At 42.9% G+C, this 19,487-nt stretch carries 16 protein-coding genes; 6 read left to right on the top strand and 10 right to left on the bottom strand.

Translation table 11 applies throughout. From position 1 onward, the window contains the following. Window positions 1–214: 214 nt before the first annotated feature. The gene (locus tag AX660_RS15210) at window positions 215–1,081 is read left to right on the top strand and encodes an ABC transporter ATP-binding protein (protein ID WP_068378440.1); all 867 of its coding nucleotides are present in this window, start codon (window positions 215–217) and stop codon (window positions 1,079–1,081) included. Next, window positions 1,071–4,241 carry a M1 family aminopeptidase gene (locus AX660_RS15205; protein WP_068378439.1) on the top strand — a complete coding sequence of 1,057 codons (3,171 nt, stop codon included), beginning with the start codon at window positions 1,071–1,073 and terminating at the stop codon, window positions 4,239–4,241. Before AX660_RS15210 ends, AX660_RS15205 begins: the two co-directional genes overlap by 11 nt. 144 nt (window positions 4,242–4,385) lie before the next feature. Here the strand turns inward: AX660_RS15205 and AX660_RS15200 are convergent, their stop codons facing one another. From AX660_RS15200 to AX660_RS15175, 6 genes are all read right to left on the bottom strand, one after another. Continuing rightward, window positions 4,386–5,042 carry a YajG family lipoprotein gene (locus AX660_RS15200; protein ID WP_082768936.1) on the bottom strand — a complete coding sequence of 219 codons (657 nt, stop codon included), beginning with the start codon at window positions 5,040–5,042 and terminating at the stop codon, window positions 4,386–4,388. Between the two features lie 354 nt (window positions 5,043–5,396). Then, a complete protein-coding gene (locus tag AX660_RS15195; protein ID WP_068378437.1) occupies window positions 5,397–7,160 on the bottom strand; it encodes a hypothetical protein in 1,764 nt (587 codons plus the stop codon). 183 nt (window positions 7,161–7,343) lie between these two features. Beyond that, window positions 7,344–8,201, bottom strand: coding sequence for a winged helix-turn-helix domain-containing protein (locus AX660_RS15190; RefSeq protein WP_068378435.1), 858 nt, complete (start codon window positions 8,199–8,201; stop codon window positions 7,344–7,346). Between the two features lie 164 nt (window positions 8,202–8,365). Further along, window positions 8,366–8,719 (bottom strand): YajD family HNH nuclease, encoded by a 354-nt coding sequence (locus AX660_RS15185; RefSeq protein WP_068378433.1) that lies wholly within the window; start codon window positions 8,717–8,719, stop codon window positions 8,366–8,368. An 83-nt stretch (window positions 8,720–8,802) separates the two neighbouring features. Beyond that, a complete protein-coding gene (locus tag AX660_RS15180) occupies window positions 8,803–9,750 on the bottom strand; it encodes an alpha/beta hydrolase (RefSeq protein ID WP_068378663.1) in 948 nt (315 codons plus the stop codon). A gap of 126 nt (window positions 9,751–9,876) precedes the next feature. Continuing rightward, window positions 9,877–10,383: a DUF1993 domain-containing protein gene (locus tag AX660_RS15175; RefSeq protein WP_068378431.1), complete on the bottom strand. Its 507-nt coding sequence runs from the start codon at window positions 10,381–10,383 to the stop codon at window positions 9,877–9,879. Between the two features lie 245 nt (window positions 10,384–10,628). Here AX660_RS15175 and AX660_RS15170 point away from each other — a divergent pair, with 245 nt between their 5' ends. Genes AX660_RS15170 through AX660_RS15160 form a run of 3 tightly spaced genes read left to right on the top strand, consistent with a single transcriptional unit; the run spans window position 10,629 to window position 13,492 of the window. After that, entirely contained in the window at window positions 10,629–11,411 is a 783-nt protein-coding gene (locus AX660_RS15170; protein WP_068378429.1) for a phosphatase PAP2 family protein, read from the top strand. Continuing rightward, the gene (locus AX660_RS15165) at window positions 11,408–13,057 is read left to right on the top strand and encodes a BamA/TamA family outer membrane protein (protein ID WP_068378427.1); all 1,650 of its coding nucleotides are present in this window, start codon (window positions 11,408–11,410) and stop codon (window positions 13,055–13,057) included. Before AX660_RS15170 ends, AX660_RS15165 begins: the two co-directional genes overlap by 4 nt. A 42-nt stretch (window positions 13,058–13,099) precedes the next feature. Next, the gene (locus AX660_RS15160; protein ID WP_068378425.1) at window positions 13,100–13,492 is read left to right on the top strand and encodes a diacylglycerol kinase; all 393 of its coding nucleotides are present in this window, start codon (window positions 13,100–13,102) and stop codon (window positions 13,490–13,492) included. A 117-nt stretch (window positions 13,493–13,609) separates the two neighbouring features. On the opposite strand, the gene AX660_RS15155 is transcribed toward AX660_RS15160, so the two are convergent. Continuing rightward, entirely contained in the window at window positions 13,610–15,493 is a 1,884-nt protein-coding gene (locus AX660_RS15155; protein ID WP_235594754.1) for an LTA synthase family protein, read from the bottom strand. Window positions 15,494–15,742: 249 nt separating this feature from the next. On the opposite strand from AX660_RS15155, the gene AX660_RS15150 reads away from it, so the two are divergent. Next, window positions 15,743–17,047: a GGDEF domain-containing protein gene (locus AX660_RS15150; RefSeq protein ID WP_068378421.1), complete on the top strand. Its 1,305-nt coding sequence runs from the start codon at window positions 15,743–15,745 to the stop codon at window positions 17,045–17,047. Here the strand turns inward: AX660_RS15150 and AX660_RS15145 are convergent. From AX660_RS15145 to gspL, 3 genes are read right to left on the bottom strand one after another with little or no spacing between them, the layout of a single operon-like run. Continuing rightward, window positions 17,037–17,780 carry a type II secretion system protein N gene (locus AX660_RS15145; protein ID WP_068378420.1) on the bottom strand — a complete coding sequence of 248 codons (744 nt, stop codon included), beginning with the start codon at window positions 17,778–17,780 and terminating at the stop codon, window positions 17,037–17,039. The two genes, AX660_RS15150 and AX660_RS15145, sit on opposite strands and share 11 nt — an antisense overlap. Then, window positions 17,777–18,256, bottom strand: coding sequence for a type II secretion system protein GspM (gene gspM, locus AX660_RS15140; protein ID WP_068378418.1), 480 nt, complete (start codon window positions 18,254–18,256; stop codon window positions 17,777–17,779). Before gspM ends, AX660_RS15145 begins: the two co-directional genes overlap by 4 nt. A 1-nt stretch (window position 18,257) precedes the next feature. Beyond that, window positions 18,258–19,463, bottom strand: coding sequence for a type II secretion system protein GspL (gene gspL, locus AX660_RS15135; protein ID WP_068378416.1), 1,206 nt, complete (start codon window positions 19,461–19,463; stop codon window positions 18,258–18,260). Between the last annotated feature and the right edge of the window lie 24 nt (window positions 19,464–19,487).

Here is a 19,487-nt window from a genome sequence, read left to right as displayed (position 1 = left end):
CTGAGGGCTTTTTACTTAGATTGACTGACTCGATTCAGTTCGTCAGCTTATGGATGACGAAACTACCGTTTTTATTGACGAAAGTAAATTTGCAAAGTTTCTTATGCAAAATGGTGCTTTTGTCATGCCAATCAGTCACTTCATCATCTACAACTTGTTAGCGTATTTGGTACTTTATACGCTGTGAACCTGTCTTTTTCACAGGAATAAATTCATGTTGTCGATTCGCCAATTATCACTGACTTATGCTGATGGCACCCAAGCCCTGCGCGATATTAACTTGCAGTTACCCCACGGTATGGTGGGTTTGCTGGGCCCTAATGGCGCTGGTAAATCGACTTTGATGCGCACCCTGGCCTGTTTGCAAACTGCCGATAAGGGCGACATTCAGTTTAATGATATTGATGTGATTAAGCAGCCAATGGCCTTACGACAAAAACTGGGGTATTTGCCGCAGTATTTTGGGGTTTACCCGCATATGAGTTGCCGTGTTTTGCTGCAACACATGGCCATATTAAAAGGCCTAAATGATAAAACCAGTCAAAAACACCAGATAGATAGCCTGCTTGAACTGACTAATCTGACGGCAGTAGCTAACAAAGCGGTATCCACTTTTTCGGGGGGTATGCGCCAGCGTTTTGGTATTGCGCAGGCCTTGTTGGGAGATCCCAAACTGTTAATTATGGACGAGCCCACCGCCGGCTTGGATCCCGCAGAGCGCGAACGACTGCATAGCTTGTTGGTTAATATCAGCCAAGAAAAATTAATTTTGTTGTCGACTCATATTGTGGAAGATATCGAAAACCTGTGCCCCTATGTTGCCTTAATCAATGAGGGGCAGATTGTTGAAAGTGGCGCTGTGCAACAGCTACTGTTGCCTTTGCAAGGCAAGGTCTGGCAAAGCCCTGTTCAGCCAGCAACTCAATGCCTATTGCTAAGTAAAGGATATCGTTTTGGTCAGCCCCTTTACCGCTTGTTTGCCGAACAATCTCCCTGCGCCGGCGCCATAGTAGTTGAGGCCAATCTACAAGATCGCTACTTTTTTGAACTAGCACACAGGGGCGCTACAGATGTTGCTTAATAACGAAGCGCGTTACCTGATACGCCAGCCTTTGTTGTGGCTTGCCTGCATTATTTTACCACTGGTTGCTTATGTGTTTGCGATTGGAATTGGTGGTATCGACGCCCTGGCAGACAAACGATTACAAGCCTTACACATGACTTTGTTAATGATGAGCTTGCCTTTACTAATTGCCGCACTGACGCCGTTAATTTTACTGCGTGATCAGCATTACCAGATGGCCGAGTTGATTTTAGTTACGCCACAAAGCCGATATAAACGTTTGGCGGTGCGGGTGTTGATGCTATTTTTTGTCAGTGCTGCACTCATGCTGCTTGGCTTTATGCTGATGTGGTTTAGTTTAAGCCTGCAATTTGATTTTCAGTGGCCATTGTTAGCCTTAAGTTTTTACAACTTTGCTCTGTTAGCTCTACCTACCTGCGCGTTTTTAGCGAGTCTGGCCAGTTATTTAGCCCAACGATTTGAGTCGGCGGTAGTCATTTACGCGTTTTTTGGTGCTCTGTGGCTGGCATATATCATACTGGCCAGTATGACTGGCTCGCCCATGTTAGCCGGCAGCAGTATTGTTGATCCCTTGCTGTTTGAAAGCCTGCGCTGGCTCGACCCTTTTGGCATCACCGCCTTGTTGGCATTTTATCAAAGCCCAGAGCTGCGGCTTTTTGGTGATTGGATTTTTTATCTCAATCGTTTGGGCTATTGTTTGCTGGCACTGGGTTTGTTTTATGCAAGCCTAAAAAGTACACCATTCAAATCCTCAATCGCTTTGCGCTTGCCTGACAACTTATCTGCAACAACTGACCTGAGCTATAGTGCGTTTACATCACATCCCAGTGCAGTTAAACAGCTAGTGCAACTCAGTTGGCTGGCTATATCTGGCTTATTGCAACAACGCTTGAATCAATTGATTTTAATCGGCTGGGGCTTGTTGATGTTTAACGAAGTGCTGTCTGCGATGAATTACGCCGAACCTCTGGCCGTATTGCAGGCCACCAGCCTTGATGCCCTCAACCGTATTAGCAGTGATGTTTTGCCGTTAATGGGCTGTTTGCTTGCGTTATTATGGTCGTGGCAGCTTTGTTGGCGCAACAGGCAAACACACATGGCTGAATTAGTCGCCAGTGCACCAGTGCGTTCTGGGGTACTAATGTTTAGCCACGTAGTGGCCTTAACGGTTTTGCTAAGCCTGCTAATGTTGCTAACGGCCTTAGCCAGTTTAGCTGCCGAGCTGGTCGCTAACAGTAACATCCTACCCATACAGTATGTTATGCAACTTAGTATTGCAGGATTGTCGCTGATGGTGCTGGGTGCCTTATTTATTGCATCGCATACCTTATGCCGCTCTCCCTTATTGGCAGCAGCAGGTTGTATTGGCATTTTGCTGATGAAATACACACCTTTGAGTGGCACCTTAGGGCTGACCCACACACTATGGAAAATTGCTTCGTCGCCCTTACAAGCGGCCGATGCTTATTGGGGCTATGAGCAAAGCTTGTCGGTGCATTGGCCATTTATGTCTTTTTGGTTATTGGTGTGTTTATGCCTATTGTGGCTAGCCGCAAAATGCTCCCATCGTGGTACCAGTTTTATCATTCACAAAACACGCAAATTAGGACTGGGCTCGATAGCTTTGTTAGCACTTACTGTTGTTGTTGGCTTTAATTTGCATAACAACATTATTGATGAACGACCCTTGTTAAATTCAGATATGCGCGAACAATGGCGCGCCGAATACGAAAAAAATTATGCTCATTGGGCTAATATGGCTCAACCGACGATCAGTCAAATTGATTCGACGGTGGACATATTTCCACAAATAGGCCAGGCTAAATTTGCGCTGACTTACACCTTAGAAAACCTCAGTGCACAAGCAATAGACAAATTGTTAATTGGCAACGACATTGCCACTGGCTTAGCGCAATTATCGTTATCTGTCGATTCCACTCGTCAATATGACCCTAAGCTAAATCAAACCATCGTGAGCTTAAGCAAAGCCATCAAACCGGGTGAGCAACTTACGATGTGGTCGAACTTAACCTTTGTTCAACCCAAACTTTGGCCAGCCGTCATGCATCAATTGGTTAAACCCTCATTTAGTTATTTACGAGGCTCTGGGTTGTTACCTACAGTTGGGTTTCAACCACATTACCAATTACGAGATGAACTACTACGTGCGGAACATGGTTTAAGCCCGCTGAATCTTGCTAAACCTTCTGTGCTGTTTGCCCAACAGCAAGCAACGCAGGCGGATTACGACTGGGTAAGATTGCGCAGTGTGGTATCGACCTCTGACGACCAAACCCCTCTCGCCCAAGGCAACTTATTAAAAACCTGGCAACAAGACGGTCGAACATTTGCTGAATATCAAACCCATGGCCCAATACGTAACATGCCCGTATGGCTTTCGGTAGCGCCACATGTGATTACACGCCAGCAAGGTTCTACATTATTAAGCGTATTTAGCCCGCCAGACACGGCCGATGCAGCCGACCTTAACCTGCAAGCCATGCAAGATACACTCAAGTGGATGACCAAGCATATCGCGCCATATCGCGGCAGCCATTTAACTATGATCGCTATGCCAAATATTGGCCCGACCGGATATGCCTTACCGCAAGTGCTTATGATTAATCACCGTGTAGGTTTTCGGGCTAAACCTGCTGATGATGCCGGTTTTGACCAGCGTTATCGTCGCGCCGTGCACGAAACCGCCCATCAATGGTTTGGCCATGACTTAGGCAACGGGGTGTTAACAGACCGTGCCTTTTTAGTTGAGTCACTAGCCAAATATGTTGAGTTGGTGCTAATTGAACAAAAATACGGTGCCACTAGTATGCAGGCTCTGGTTGACTATGAACGCCAACGTTACAACACTGCGTTAAAACGCTCGACGACAAAAATCCAAGCCTTAGTTGATGCCACAGAAGGTTTTGAGCAGTACTCGCGCGCTACCTTAGTATTTGCGGTGTTACGTCAGCAATTGGGCGACCAAGTAATCTGTGCCGCCCTCAGGCAATTGTGGCAACAACATGCTTATCCAAACCCACCGGCCTCCTCGATGGATTTTGTGCGGGCACTTAAGACCCAAGTAGATCCAGAGCAACAGGTATTAGTGGATGAATTATTGTTAGGAATGGATGTTGAACCGTTAATGATGGAATAACTTTGCGACTAGAGGGCAGACGCTTCACTTACCGCAAACCTTTGACAAGTAACAATCTGCTTGCTCTGGAGCGAGAAATCAACCTAACAATTGCAGTAAAACACCTTGCGTTACTGCAATCAAAAAATCAAAAAAGTATTAAGCTTAAATACTCAAGAATTTAGATTTAAATTCACCGATACAGTGGTCTGCAGCGATTTTCAGTTCTTGTTTCAGTCTTTCAGCTTTATTAGCCACTAGCTCATCATAACTGGGGGCTGTTGTATCTTCTTCCGGTACACGAGCGCAAAAACCCTCAGCCACCATACTTTTTGTTTTTGTATTGAAGAGACGTAATTTCACACTGTAAATAACCCGATAGTTATCCCAATCAGTGGGAAAATAAGCAAAACTCCAATTGATTGTTTCAAGGTCTAATACTAAATCTGACTCTGGAAACAAGGTTGCAATTTTTGCAGGTTTATCGGTATTAACCTTAAGCGCAGAGCCTTCGCTTAATTCAAAACCATAACTGGTGTTTAGTGCTTTAGCTAATTCTGCCTGAATATAACGGGCAGGATCCTCTACTTGGTTTTCTTTTACTAAATCATTACCTGCCGCAATCATAGCCGCAGCCCCTAACATAGCAAACATCGCCTTACCCGCAGTCATAGCGGCAAAATCAGGCTTATCCCTAGTGGTCATTGCCACATTATTGGGATTTAGTTGCTTAATATCCGCAGCGCTAATTTGTATATTTTTGGTACTAACACAACCCGACAGCATGGCAAATAAGCCAACTAACAAGACGACTTTTTTCACTGGATTTAACTTCCTTTAAACTAAATCTCAGCGGGCAACAAGCAAGTGTTGTAAAACGCACTCTTTAGTACTTACTTATACAAAGAAAGGACGTTGCCTTTGGAGAGGTAGCCTTTCCAACTAGCAAATAAGATGCAACCACCTATTTTGCAGTGCATATTAGATTTGAGGAACAGCGAAATAGCTATCTGTATTTCTAATAGAACGATTATTTTTTGCTTATCAGCGGAGGGATTGTAAATACTACTTTTTAATTCTGTCTCTTAGGTACTAGCATAACGCACTAGAGTTTCTAAATAGCCTTCAAAGTACTTTGAAGGCTATTTATTTAGTCTGGCACTTAATTATTAAGCCCTAGTTACGTTTACCACTATATTGACCAAAAACAGTCTCTTCACCATCACTGGTAGGTGGCAGGTAAAAACTAACGCTAAAGTAGGTTATTGTGCCTTGAATAACACTTAAATCACCAACTCCATGAAAGGAGTTACCATTAACTATGCAATTCCAGTCGCCTTCACTAGAAGTAACCGAACAGCTACTTCCACTAATCGTTACGGTTCCGGTAACTGGATACACTTGGTTTGCTGGCGAAGCGCCGTTAGTAACAGAATTCTGAGAGACTGATTCAAGGCCTGAAAAACTGTAAGTACCATCAACAACGGGTTCATCAATACAACTCGTGGTTGAATTACCGCTTAAGTAGGCGCTAACGTACTCATCATCACTAAATGTTGATTGATTCAGGATAGTCACTTCCGAATTAGCAATTGTACCTGTTAACCGACCGTTAAAGGCACTAAATACGCCATCCGTTATGGTGCACGCACTTTCGTAACCTTCATTAGCGTTAAGTTGACATGCTCCAGTATTAGAGATAGTCAGAGTGCCTGAAAGAGGGGAAGTACTTAATGAATCGTTAGTTCCCATAATGAGATCCTGACCAGTTAATGAATAGCTTACATCCTCATTGCAAGCCGTTGGAGGTTGTTCAATTATACCTAGTTCGATCAACGTAACTAGAAAATGTGTTTGAGCTTGTTCGGAGCTCACTAATTCGCTTACCAAAGATTCCAAACCTGCATTTGCTAATAGATGAGTAATAGCAGGCTGTGCCGCAAACTCTATGACTGGTAGGTTAAAATCAACAGCTGTGGCATTGGCTAAAGCGGCATCACTAATATTAATACCATTAGTAGGATCGGCGTCGATATCTAAGGTTTGCAGCAAGCGCAGCATATTAATTAGACTCGGCGCATTAAAATTATTGGTAGCCGCAATATCAAGAGGAGTCAGAATTTCCCCAGCGGATACGCTTGGAAATATTATTTCACCGATAGTAAAGGTTACTTGTTCATTTTCACTGTAGGAAAATTCGCCATTAATATTAGTTACCCCCTGTTGTGTCAGCGTGCTAAAGCTAATATTAGTCACAGGGCTGTCAACAAAAATCCCTGTTAATACCACTGACTCAGTTGGCTTGTCAGTACACACTATTTTAGCCGTACTTGCATTGCCACTGTTAAGGTTACCGCTAGCCGAAGTAATAGTGCACTGCTGATCTTCTGGCTGCGTCAGGATGTCGATGGCAAAATTCACACCCGCAGCTTGTTTTTCGTCGAAATAGAAAGTGGCTTGTCCACCTAGGTTATATGTAATTGTTTCGACTGCTATATTATCAACTGAAAGTTGCAAGGTTAGCTCACCAACTAGATTGCTTATTTCTACCCCAATAGCCAAATTTTCATTAGTATCTTCACAGGTCACGATAATTTTATTAGCATTACTGGCATTCAGGGCTCCACTGCCATTTTCTAGATTACACAACTGCCCTTGTGGTTGCACATATACACTTACGTCAAATTGAGTGCCAACATCATGTTCTTCGATAAAACGCCAGTTCACTTCACCACCAGTTGAAGTAACCCCAACCGTTTCCCAATAATTTTGCGCCCCATTTTTTTTAAACCCTAAATAAACCGTACCATTGAGCTTTTGGGCAATTCCTCCAATAGCAAATTGATCTGGCTCGTCATTATCATCATCCCCTCCAGATCCTCCACAAGCAAACAACAATTGTGCCGCTATAAAAATCCATATCAACTTATTGATTTTCATGATTACCTCTAAAAATTTTAAATAGAAATATCTATGGATGGTGATGAATATCATTACCTCCTTGTATAGCGTTACTAAGCCAGTAATTTGCACTGTTCGCCGCTTTGAACATTATGCAAAATTCAAGGAAAATAGATGTGAAATCTTTTGAAACGTTGTGAAAATATAGAAATAGCAAACGTTTTACTGTTTAACGTGATTTAGAACAGAGCTAAACAAGTTTGTCCGCTGAGTAATTACGCCCTGCCCATCACGTTTAGCTACTTCAACTTCCAAATCAGGACTGCTGACGATAGTGTAAATATAAAAAGGTGTTGTGATGCCCGTTTCCCGAATCGCATCCAATAATTTAATACCGGCAAGAGGGTCAGAATCTCTACCCATGTCAGAAATGATTGCTGTATATTTGTATATCTTAAGCAGCAAAATAGCCTCTTCGGTAGAAACTACACTGTATACCGCTATATTATTTTCAACAAAATACTGCTGCTCTCGTTGATTATTTTGATGATGATCATCAACCCATAATATTCGAGCAACATCAGTGCTCGATTCACTGTAAATGACACTATTTGCATTTAACTTGTAGTTAGTCGTTATTCCAACAAAAATGGCAACACCAAACAAAACTGTTATTAGCAATATATTAGGTCTCTTGATCCCGCATTTTTGCATGAGGTTTAACTTACGGTATACGGGAGTACTATATGTTAGAAGTTCAATACCTTTGAGCTGGTCAAATAAATTGGCATCTAAGCGATACCCTTGGCCATGAACAGTTTGTATCAGTGGCCCTATATAACCGTAGTGTTTAAATAATTTGCGAGTATCCGCCATTAAACGTGACACTGACCAATCTGATACAACCGTATTTGGCCAAATATATTCACGAATAGTAGACTTACTGCAGGTATTAGGAGAAGTCTGAATAATTAAAGCTAGGAGCCTAATAATTCGAATATCATCATTTGCCAATGAACCATTTATTGTTAATCGAAATTGAGTAGTGTCTAACGTAAAATGATCAAATTGGTAAATCATATGAAATTTAAGCTCATAATCGATATAACGATAATGTAATTAAACTAAAACGATTGAACAAGTCGAATATTAACTAGTTTAAGAATACCAATAACGCAGTTATGAACACTAACGTGAGGTAGCAAATACCATAATCCTTCAACATTTTACGGTGAATAAGGATTTTAATTTTTCCCCTTCATCCTCTCTTTCAAATCCGCAAAAGGATTGTAGGTACTGCTTTTGATTTCAGTCTCTTCGGCACTGCCGTAACGCACCAAATTTTCAAACTTACTATGCTCTTCATCATGGCAATACAGGCACAGTAATTCCCAGTTACTGCCATCAGTGGGGTTATTATCATGATTGTGATCGACGTGATGAACCGTTAGCTCAGACAGGTTTCTGCGGGTAAATTCGCGCCGGCAACGACCACAAATCCAAGGATATATTTTAAGGGCTTGTTCGCGATAACCCGAGGCACGTTTAGCGATGTACTCTTGCTGCTGAGCAAAAACTTTATCGTAATTGGTTGACATGTGTTTTTACCTAAACTTAATAACCACTTGTTAAAAACTCTTATTGCAGGAGGCTCGCTCTGCAAAATTATGCATGCTTTAGCTCAGTCTTTTGCCCACAACCAACGCAACGCTTCAGGCAATAAAACGCCGCCGTGTTGATCACTATGCTCGCCATCAGTCCAGACGTGGGTAAACTGATAACGTGGTCCTTGCAGTTGATTGGTATCCGCAATTCGATTTGCATAGGCTAGTGCTTTTAGCATTTGTTGATTGGCTAAAAACCAGTCGCCCCACTCGTTATCCAAGTCATTAGTGCCATCTTGAAAAAAGATTTTCATAGGGCGGATGGGCTCACGGCGGATCAATGCTGGATAGTCTTGGCCACCCGCTTGTTCTGGCCATAATTCAGGTCGATAACCAATAGACACATAACTGCCAATAGCGCTAAACACCTTGCGAAAATAATCGGGTCTATGCCACGCAGCGGTGAATGCAGCGATGGCACCGCTACTGGTGCCTCCAATCGCCCGTTGTTCAGGGTCGTCAGTTAAACGGTAATCTTTGCTGATGTGGGGGATAAGCTCGCTTATTAACATACTGACGTAGTTATCATTTAGCACGTCATATTCTTGCCAGCGATGATCAGGATTACTCATGCCTAGGTCATCTGGATAATGTTCTGATTGGTTACCCGGTGTGATAAATAAACCGATTGTGACGGGCATATCGCCCTTGGCAATCAGGTTTTCTAGTACCTGCGGCACCCGTAATGAACCGTTTGGATTGGTGGCCCGTTGGCCATCTTGAAATACCAGTAAACTGGCGGCCTGAGTACCATCATATTGCGCGGGTACAAACAACCAATAGCGTCTGACGGTATCAGCAATAATCTGACTATGAAATTCAAATGGCCCGAGCAACTGACCTTTAGGTACACCGGTCTGAGGTTTAGAGTCTGCTGTTAGACTTAAATCTGTGCGGATGTCTGAGGTGTCAGCATGAACTTTAAAAAAACATAAAAACAATACTAAATACAATAAGTTGCGCATTATATTGGCCATCAAATGTTGTTGAAGCCAGCATAGCAGAAAGCAACTAAAAGCGTTATAACTGTGTTAACAAATGACTAACATCTGCTGCTAAGCCTGAAATAGACCTAGCAGCATTACACGTATTTACGACTTATACGGCATCTCGCCCAAATAATCTTTTTTACCTACGTCCATACCTAAATGGCGCAAGATGGCGTAGGCCGTTGTAACGTGGAAATACACATTTGGCACTGCCCATTGCATGGCAAATTCATGGCCAGTTAGATATTTTCCTTCCCAACGTGGTTGCGAAACAGAGCGCGTAGCGGTGTCGGCAAAATCAGCTTCTGAAAACGTCGCCAAATACTCAATCACTGACTGGATACGGGCTTCTAATTCGGCCAAGGTTGTTTCGTTATCTTCATGTTTCGGGGCGTCTTTACCGGTTAAACGTGCTACAGCTAATTTAGCTATGTCTGTAGAAATTTGTACCTGACGAATAAGGTTAAACTGATCAACCGACAAACGAGAGTTAAGTAGTACCGAAGTTTCGACCTTTTTAAGAGCGGCAAAGGCTTCGGCCTTTTCCAGAATGGCGCTGAGGTTTTTAAGCATTTTGGTAAATTGAACAACGGTAAGATCGTAGTACATGGAACATTCCTTAAGAGTGAAGGTTAACGTGTTTACTCAACATAATGCCACAGTCCTAGTGATTCAATAGCAGCTACATACAAAACTTGAAATATATACCCAAGCAACCTGAAGAAGCAGAATTCGTATCTTCAGGTTGTTTGGTTATATCACTAGAACTATGTTTTTTATGCTTACCGCATTAAGCATCACTTAAGACAGTATCACTATGCTGAAGGCTGAAACTAATTTGGTAAGGTTAAATTTTGCAGCACTTACGTTGGTACACACCCGCTTTGTATGGCACCTTAGGCCTTATATTTTTACAGTACAGTGGTGCCGACTTATGGTTAGCGCAGCAAATTTTTGCTTTAAACCAAGGCTGGGCTTGGCAGAATAATTGGATACTGGAAAATCTGCTGCACAAAGGTGGACGTAATATCGTTGCAGTGTTGCTGATAAGTACTTTACTGCTCACCGCCTTCAGCTTTATTTTTAATTGGTTTAACAAAACCCAGCGTATGGCTTTGTTATATACCTTGTTGGCCAGTTTGTTATCCATCGTCGTAATTTCAACTTTAAAATATATCAGCTTATTGCCTTGCCCTTGGGATGTACAAGGTTTAGGTGGAGAGCAAGTTTATTTGTATCTGCATCAAGCTTTTTCTAGCCATGAGTCTGGACGTCAGTGTTTTCCAGCAGGTCATGCTTCTGGCGGTTATGCCTTATTTAGTTTGTATTTTTGCCTAAAACTATGGCGACCAACACAATCTCCTTCATTAGCCCTTTATTGGCTGCTGCCTGCCATAGTGATGGGCGGTTTATTTGGTCTAGCTCAACAACTTCGTGGCGCCCACTTTTTATCCCACGATATCACAACTGCTTTGTTATGTTGGTATTGCTGCTTTGCTTTATGGCTGGTATTTTCACGGGCACTAAGCTCCCCATCAAAACAAACAAAACATGTTTATATACAAACATTTAGCGCAACTGCCAGTGATCACATAAACACGGCAAATGGCTTTGCCGTTTTGGAGAAATCTCAATGAAACAGTGGCTGTTGTCTGGTATCTGTTACCTACCATTTTGCATGCTACATGCCACAGAATTGGGGGAGTGTGGACTGCGTTACCTTGGTACCGACAGGCACCTGATGCCAGTCAATAAAACAACAGTCGCTAAGCTAGCCATAGAAACCAATCCCATTTTTGATGAAAGTGCGGCGGATACTATCGCCCTGCACCGTTTTGCCAATTGGCTACATATTAATACTAAGGCAGAGGTTATCGCCGAACGCCTGCCTTTTACGGTAGGTGATAGTATTACGCCTGAGGATTTAGCTGAAGCCGAACGTATTATTCGCAGTCAAGCCTATATACGTGATGCAAGGGTGAGTATCAGCGGCAGTTGCACAGACGAAGATCCAGCCGTGGTTACAGTGCAAACCTGGGATAATTGGTCATTGATCCCTACCGTCAGTTTTAGCCATAAAGGCGGAGAAAGTAAATTTTCTGTCGGTATCAAAGAAGACAACTTGTTGGGTTTAGGTATTCGCACCCGCTTTAAATACAATACCGACGAGCAACGCAGTGGATACCAATTAACACTTAAATCTGCCACTCCCATGCTGATGGAACATTCAACCTTGTTATTCGATTTTTTAGATAACGATGATGGCAATCTATTAGACCTTAAATTTGATCGCCCCTTTTATGATGCCCGTAGCGACACGATGTTTTTGGCCAATTACCTGACTGATGACAAAGTCGTAGATATTTTTCACAATGGCGGTATTCGTAATACGTTTGCCAGTCAAAGTCATCGTTATGAAGCTGCCACAGGTTGGCAGTTCGACTCAACACTGTTACTTAGTCAGCGTATTTCGGTGGGTTTAGTGGATGAAGAGTATCGCTTTAGCCCTGACTTACTGAATTTGTCGTCTGCCGAATTATTGCCCCAAGACCGGCGATTTCAATATGTTTGGCTGGGTTTTGAGTCTTTGCAGCGAGACTTTCGGGTGATGTCAGATATCTACCTTATCGATCAAGCCGAAGACATCAACCTTGGTTGGCATTATCAAGCCAAACTGGGCCTCGATTTTGCTCAAGATAATACCCAATCTGGGCTGGGCTACCATCTTCAGCTCAATCTTGATAAGGGTTGGCAAGTAAATGATGGTTTGCTGTTAATGTCTGCTAGTGGCGATGCAACCTTTAATCAAAGTCTAGCCGATCACTATTTACTTTCGGTCACCGCCGAATACTTTAAACGTTATACCCCTTTACTTGGCATGTACTCACGTTTATCAGTAAGTACCGAGCACAATCCCTGGTTAGATTTACCACAAACTGTGGGAGATGAAAGCGGCGTGCGTGGTTATCCTTTACAGTATCAGCATGGTGAACATAGTGTGTCTGGTAGTCTCGAAGCCCGCCTGTATAGTGGCTACAATATTTATAAAATTCTGGATGTAGGTTTTGCTGGTTTTGTTGACGTTGGCCGTGCTTGGGGCGGAGATGAAGGGCTACTTAATGAGACAGATCAAGTATTAAGCAGTGTTGGCATTGGCGCCAGATTGTATTCTAATCGTGCCAGCCATCAGAGTGTGATCCATATCGACTTAGTTAAGCCGCTGACCAGCACTGACAATGTAGATAGTTGGGCATGGCGCGCCCAAGTAAAACAATCATTTTAACCATAATGAGTCAGCAAGGCTCAGTTCTAACAAGTGAATATTATGACTACAGTAGTTAACAAACCCAATGGCACTGGTATTGGGCGCATCATCAAAGCGACTAAATGCTCTTATTATGGCTTTAAAGCCGCTTGGCAACATGAGTCAGCATTTCGCCAAGAATTACTGTTGGTTATGGTGTTATTGCCCCTGTCTTTTTTACTCTGTGAATCACGAAATCACTGGTTATTGCTGTTTGCCAGCTTGATGTTGGTACTTTTTGCCGAATTGATAAACTCGGCGATTGAAGCCGTGGCTGACGCTGTTTCATTGGAATATCACACTCTCATAGGCCGCGCTAAAGACATAGGCTCGGCTGTGGTGTTTATTGCCTTAACGGTGTTAGTTGTGGTGTGGGGCGACGCAGTATGGCGGATAATCGTTTTGCAGCAGTGATTAGATGCTAGATGCTAGATGCTAGATGCTAGTAAATAGTTTCTGATAACTTGATACTAGTTTCTAGTTTCTAGTTTCTAGTTTCTAGTTTCTAGTTTCTAAAGTTTAGTTCCGCATTTAGGGTAACGCATACCAACCTTGTTGATAGGCTAGGTTACCAAACAATGCATGGGCGAGCGCTGTTTTACCTAACTCTTCATCACTTTCAGCAGGCTCTAAGCGTTTGTCGCTAAGGTTGTAGTGATAATAAGTTGGGGCTTTATCTGGCTGTAAAATGGCCACTTTATCCGCCGTCATATAGGCAAAGTTTTTATCGTACTGCATCATCACGCGACTTGGTGTTTGGCTCTGATTGAGATCAATGCCAAGCATTGGATTAGCCGCGCTGATACCCATCAACGACAACAGTGTAGGTGCCAAGTCAATTTGACTGGCCAGCCTGTTATCCATTTTAGCGTCGATATCTGGGCCAAGGATCACCCCAGGGATATGAAAGTTTTTCACAGGCACTAATTCACTACCAAATACCCGTGCATCGTGGTCGGCCACCACCAGAAATACCGTATTGTGCCAATAGTTACTTTGTTTGGCTTTAACAAAAAACTCGCCCAAAGCATGATCCGCATAACGAATGGCGCGCTCGCGAGGATCTTCATCCTCAAGTTCGTTGATAACCCCTTCGGGTATTTCGAAGGGGTCATGATTACTTGATGAAAAAATTAGACTGAAAAAAGGCTGTTCACTCTGGGCCAAACGCGTTAATTCTGCGTCGGCTTGGGTAAAAAGATCCTGATCAGATGCGCCCCAAGAACCACTAAAATTTACCTTGGCAAAATCAGGCATATCGACAATCTGTGCAAAACCGTTACCCAGAAAAAAGCTCTTCATATTGTCAAAGTGGCTCTCACCACCATAAACAAACTGGGTATGATAATTTTGCTGTTTGAGCAAAGCCGCTAGCGTAAAAAAGTTTTGCTGAGATTTATTCAGTTTCACCACAGAACGCGCTGGTGTTGGGGTAAAACCAGTCACTACCGCTTCGATGCCACGTACCGAACGAGTGCCTGTGGCGTATAGCTGCGAAAACGCCCAGCCATCAGCCATGATTTGATCAAGTTGTGGGGTTAGATTTTTGCCACCTAAGCTGCCAACAAACTGCGCGCCAAGGCTTTCTTCCAAAACAATAACGAGGTTTTTCTTGTGCCCTTGATAAGTGGCGGTTTTGAGTGCCAGTGTGGGTAGTTGTTGTGAGTTAAAACTCTGGGCTGATAAACCTGTGCTTTGACGCACACGCTGAATAATTTCGTCCTGGGGCATTTTGCCATAGATACTGGCGGCGTCGCCTTCGCTATTCATTTGTTTTAAAGCAAACATGACGCTGTACCACGAGTTTAGGGTCAAGGAATTAAGCAAAGGATCAGTAGAAAAATACACCAAAGAGGGGTTAATGGGTCTATGACTCAAGGTGCCTCTAGCTAATACAAAACAAACAAGCAGCAAAAGAAAACTGCAGATTAAAGTACTAGACCAGGAACACATAGTCGTTATAACGCAGGGTAAAACCGTTTTTTTCAGCAACTTTTGCAGTATATAAGTTAAAGCAAGCAAAGCAGCTATACAGACAATGACACTCAGTAGATGGCCATTTAATAACATGCTGAGGACTTCTTGCGGATAGATCAGATATTCTACAAATAAGCGATTAGGGCGTAGACCATATTCATTAATAAAAGTGGGGGTAGCCAGTTCCAATAGCAGCAAAACTACGATGCCAAAAATAAACCAAATATTCAGAAAATAATGCCAAGCTGCAGGGCGTTGCATGAGCCTGAACAGGGGTAAAAATAGTACAGGTACTATCATCCAGTAAGCTAAAGTACTGAGATCAATGCGTAAACCGTTGAGTAGGATAGTAGAAACAACACTGAAATCGCTTATCCGCTCATGTTGCCACACATTAAGTGCGATACGGCTGCAGGTAAGCAGCGTTAAGCCAAGCAATAAAAAATAGCAAAATGGCTTTACAACACGCCAATAATTCAACTAATACCAACCATAACAAGGTGTTAAAAAGATGTTAACATTGCAGCATTAAAAGCTTAAGTAAAACTTAAGCAGGAACCTTGTTAGCGATATTTTTCTAGCCATAGTTGTAGACTTATTACACTACAGTAATGTCTGCAAATTATGTCATTTACATTGTGCCAATAACTGCTATAGCTTTATTGCAAACATATTTAAAGGTGAGTGATGAGTAGTAAAATCAAGCTAGGCATGTCTAATCTATCCCTCATTAAACTATGTCTTTTTGCCATTTCGATTTTAATCGTCGTTATTTATGATGTCCTGCCTGAACGAATAGTCACTTTGTATCCCAGTGAAACCGCTACTTTAAGCATTTTTAGCGATGAAACGTCGGGTGGAAACAGTCAGGCCAGATGGATAGATCAGGCTAAGTCTAAATTTAGCTGTACGGTGCCCCTATCAACAAAAGACCAATATTGTGGCGCTAGCATTACCTGGTGGCACAACGAACAGCCTAAAACCTTCGACTTTAGAAATTTTGATCGAATAATAATGGACATTGATTATCAAGGAGAAACCCCTAATCTGGCGGTCTACTTAGATAATCAAGTGAAACCAATAGCGGGTATGGTAAACACCACGACAGCTAAAAACATGTCAACTAATGTGCGCAGTAAAGATTTAAGTTCGCCGGTGGATATTAGTTTCAGGGACTTTCGTGTTGCCGAATGGTGGATAAGACAATTTGATATTCCCCGCGAGTATGCACATGCAGAATTAAACGAAGTGACATCTGTAGGCATTGCACCCACAGCCCCCTTTAGTACGCAAGCAGATATCATCCAGATCAATGCTATTTACGCGGCCGGTGCTTATTTTAGTAAAGAGGGAATGTACGCCTGTTTACTCATTTTCTGGGCATTGTTGTTAAGTAGTGAAGCCCTATATCACCATTGGGCACTGCGCCAGCGCATTAAACAGGATGCAGCAAAATTAGCCGCTTTAAACGATATCAGCGCCAAATACAAAGTTAAGGCAGAAACCGATCAATTAACTGGCTTGAGTAATCGCGAAGGGCTAGCGCAAGCTCTTATGGCTATTGGGCAAAGTAAAACCCAAAGTCACTATGCCGTGTTGGTACTTGATGTCGATCATTTTAAAAAATTAAATGACCAATATGGCCATGATGTGGGCGATTTGGTACTCGAAGAATTAGCCCAGGCAATCAATAGAAACATTCGTTCTACTGACATTGTATGTCGCTGGGGTGGCGAAGAATTTGTGGTGCTGTTCAGATATAGTAAAAAGCAGGATGTGCTGCCTTTTGCAGAAAAAATACGACTGGAAATTACCAACTCAAGTTTTGCTGGCACACTAAAGTTAAATGTCAGTGTTAGTATTGGTAGCGCGTTGATGTTGAATGAAGAAAGTTTTGAACAAACCTTTAAACAGGCCGATCAGGCCTTATATGCGGCTAAACGTAATGGCCGCAACCAAACTATAATGGCCAGTGAAAAAACTAAAACTTGATGTTGTAATAACCTTGGGCATCTTTGTTACCAAAAAACTGTGCGGCCTGATGTACTTCTTCAGGCAAATTAGCATCAGGTTTAAAACGCCCAGTAATAGCAAATTGTAGATTGGCAGGTATCGTTGCCTGAGCTGTTAGGCCAAAACGATTTGGTTCTTTTACACTGAGCAGTATGTTGTTGTTTTCACACACCATATCGGCGCTAAAGTTACCCAGATCAATCAAACCTTCTAAACCAGCCACTTTGGCATTTAACCATTGGCCTTTGCCACTCAGTGCCTGACAGGACTCACGATAATCCAACTCATCTACCTCAAGCTTAAAACGTCCTTCGGCTTTAACCGGAAAGGGTAATGGCAAAAGTGAAATCATTAAGTTAGTTGGTAAATAAGCTTGCACATCATTAAGTTGAATTCTGTCAGAGGCAAAAGATACTCCACCTAAAAACGCAATTTCATCAACCTGACGAATATTGCCTGCACTGATATCCGCGCTGATAGTGCCAATCAATAAAGGCCAAAAATCGAGGCTCCACTTAATATTGCTAACGGGTAAACCCTGTAGGGTAGCCGTCATGGCCTGACCTTGCCAAATAGTGCCTTTGACACCCTGTAGCTTAATTTCGGGGGGTAGCGATAAGTGACCTACGACCTGAACTGCGGGTAATTTGATAATTAAAAAGACCACATAGACACATAATCCCAATGCGCCCCATTTTAAAGAATGTTTCATGCTTTCCCTAGTTTCAAACGGCGGATTTTTATTTGCCCAGCGGCATTAGTTTCAGCGATATCTAAATCCAGTACCACAATGCCTTTGCTTTCTAAACCCTGTAACCAACTGAGCACATCGTTAAAGGGCACTTGATCTACCCATACTTGCAACTCTTCTCCCGTTGGCTGCATACGGGCGATAGTGATATTTAAGCGACCCGCGCTTTGGTTTACTTCTTGGGCTAAGGAGCCGGTAAATTTGGCATTAGGTTTGGCACTTCCTTGTAGTTGCAGGGCGCGATTGGCATTTTGTTGCACCCACACTAATAACTCTTTCTGACTGTTAAGGTTAGCCTGACCTTTAGTAACAGCTTGACTTAGCGGCGACCAAATAACCCAATAAAACAAAGCGATCACTACCAATACAGCAGAAAGCAAAACGAGACGTTGCTCACGTTCATTAAGTTGTTTGTAATACAGTTTTAGCTTTTCCATCTCAACTCCTCACCGCCAGCGAGCCAATGACCTGATTGTCTTTATTGTTGATAGCGCCTTGCTCCACTTCAAAACCTTTGGCCTGAGCGAGTTTTTTAAACTGCTCCAGCGCTTCAAAATTATTTGCCACCACCTGCATACGTAATTCACTGCGGCTGGCATCAAAACGCAACGACTGAGGTTTGATGTTGGAATCGGCAAAAGCCGGCGATAACTGGCTTAACATCACTAACATAGACGATGCCCCACCCCCTTGTTCCAATGCTTTCATCTTGCTTTGCATGGTTGCCCTTACGTCACGATATGCACCAGCATTAGGAAAGGCACGTTGATATTCATTTTTGATCTGACTGTTGATCTCAGCCAGTTGGCTTTGAATACTCTGTTGTTCGATGGCTTTATCTATCACACTTGTCAGCAAAGCAATACCCGCTAAGGCGGCGGCTAAACGCCAGGTTTTCCAGCCTGCAGAACGTGAAGACTTACGTTTAAACTCACCTTGCAATAGGTTAAATTTGGCATTAGCAATACCACTCGCCAGTACTTTCATCGGTAATTCTAGCGGCATACTGTGAGATTCAATATTACTTACGTCATCAAACTGTAACTCAGCATAATTATTGAGTTGTAAAGGCTCGGCATGGGCCTTTTGGTACTGACGAGCATGTAAGGTAACAGCTTGTACTAACCAATCTTTTTCACCCTGCAAGCCAGCCCATTCATCTTGTCTAACTAACAATTGCTGACCCAAGACTAACAAAGCCCAGCCTTGAGTGGCTTGTGGTATCGCCAGTACATCTGGAATAAGTTGCTCACACACCAAACCAGCATCTGAAATCATTGCTAACCATTGTTTGAGTTTTTCTTTACTCACCACAGCAACGGCTTGCACATTGTTTTTTTGTGGACCCAAAGCAAAAAACTGTTGGTTAATATCACCACTGATTTCATCTTCAAGCATATAAGGGATAGCAGCCAAGGCCTTGCGACTGGCTTTAGCGGGTAGTTCAACCCATTTAAGTAATACGTCACTGGTCGGTACTAAAACCGTGATAGCACGCTGACCAGCGCGCTCTTTGAGGCTGCTTAGCTCATTGGCATTAGCCAGCACACCAGAGGCAATGATTTCGTTTTGCTGACTCGACCAGACAATCCAATGCACTGTCTCATTCGAATTAGCGCCGAGACGAACGACAAGTTGTTCCATATTATTGATTACCTTGCTGGGCTA

It is taken from the genome of Paraglaciecola hydrolytica (assembly GCF_001565895.1).
Lineage (GTDB): Bacteria > Pseudomonadota > Gammaproteobacteria > Enterobacterales > Alteromonadaceae > Paraglaciecola > Paraglaciecola hydrolytica.
This window is presented reverse-complemented; position numbering and strand designations above follow the sequence as displayed.

Excerpts from the sequence above, each read along its gene's own strand:
- AX660_RS15210 (WP_068378440.1), top strand. The coding sequence starts at position 215 with ATGTTGTCGATTCGCCAATTATCACTGACTTATGCTGATGGCACCCAA.
- AX660_RS15205 (WP_068378439.1), top strand. The coding sequence starts at position 1,071 with ATGTTGCTTAATAACGAAGCGCGTTACCTGATACGCCAGCCTTTGTTG.
- AX660_RS15195 (WP_068378437.1), bottom strand. The coding sequence starts at position 7,160 with ATGAAAATCAATAAGTTGATATGGATTTTTATAGCGGCACAATTGTTG.
- AX660_RS15190 (WP_068378435.1), bottom strand. The coding sequence starts at position 8,201 with ATGATTTACCAATTTGATCATTTTACGTTAGACACTACTCAATTTCGA.
- AX660_RS15185 (WP_068378433.1), bottom strand. The coding sequence starts at position 8,719 with ATGTCAACCAATTACGATAAAGTTTTTGCTCAGCAGCAAGAGTACATC.
- AX660_RS15180 (WP_068378663.1), bottom strand. The coding sequence starts at position 9,750 with ATGCGCAACTTATTGTATTTAGTATTGTTTTTATGTTTTTTTAAAGTT.
- AX660_RS15175 (WP_068378431.1), bottom strand. The coding sequence starts at position 10,383 with ATGTACTACGATCTTACCGTTGTTCAATTTACCAAAATGCTTAAAAAC.
- AX660_RS15165 (WP_068378427.1), top strand. The coding sequence starts at position 11,408 with ATGAAACAGTGGCTGTTGTCTGGTATCTGTTACCTACCATTTTGCATG.
- AX660_RS15160 (WP_068378425.1), top strand. The coding sequence starts at position 13,100 with ATGACTACAGTAGTTAACAAACCCAATGGCACTGGTATTGGGCGCATC.
- AX660_RS15150 (WP_068378421.1), top strand. The coding sequence starts at position 15,743 with ATGAGTAGTAAAATCAAGCTAGGCATGTCTAATCTATCCCTCATTAAA.
- AX660_RS15145 (WP_068378420.1), bottom strand. The coding sequence starts at position 17,780 with ATGAAACATTCTTTAAAATGGGGCGCATTGGGATTATGTGTCTATGTG.
- gspM (WP_068378418.1), bottom strand. The coding sequence starts at position 18,256 with ATGGAAAAGCTAAAACTGTATTACAAACAACTTAATGAACGTGAGCAA.
- gspL (WP_068378416.1), bottom strand. The coding sequence starts at position 19,463 with ATGGAACAACTTGTCGTTCGTCTCGGCGCTAATTCGAATGAGACAGTG.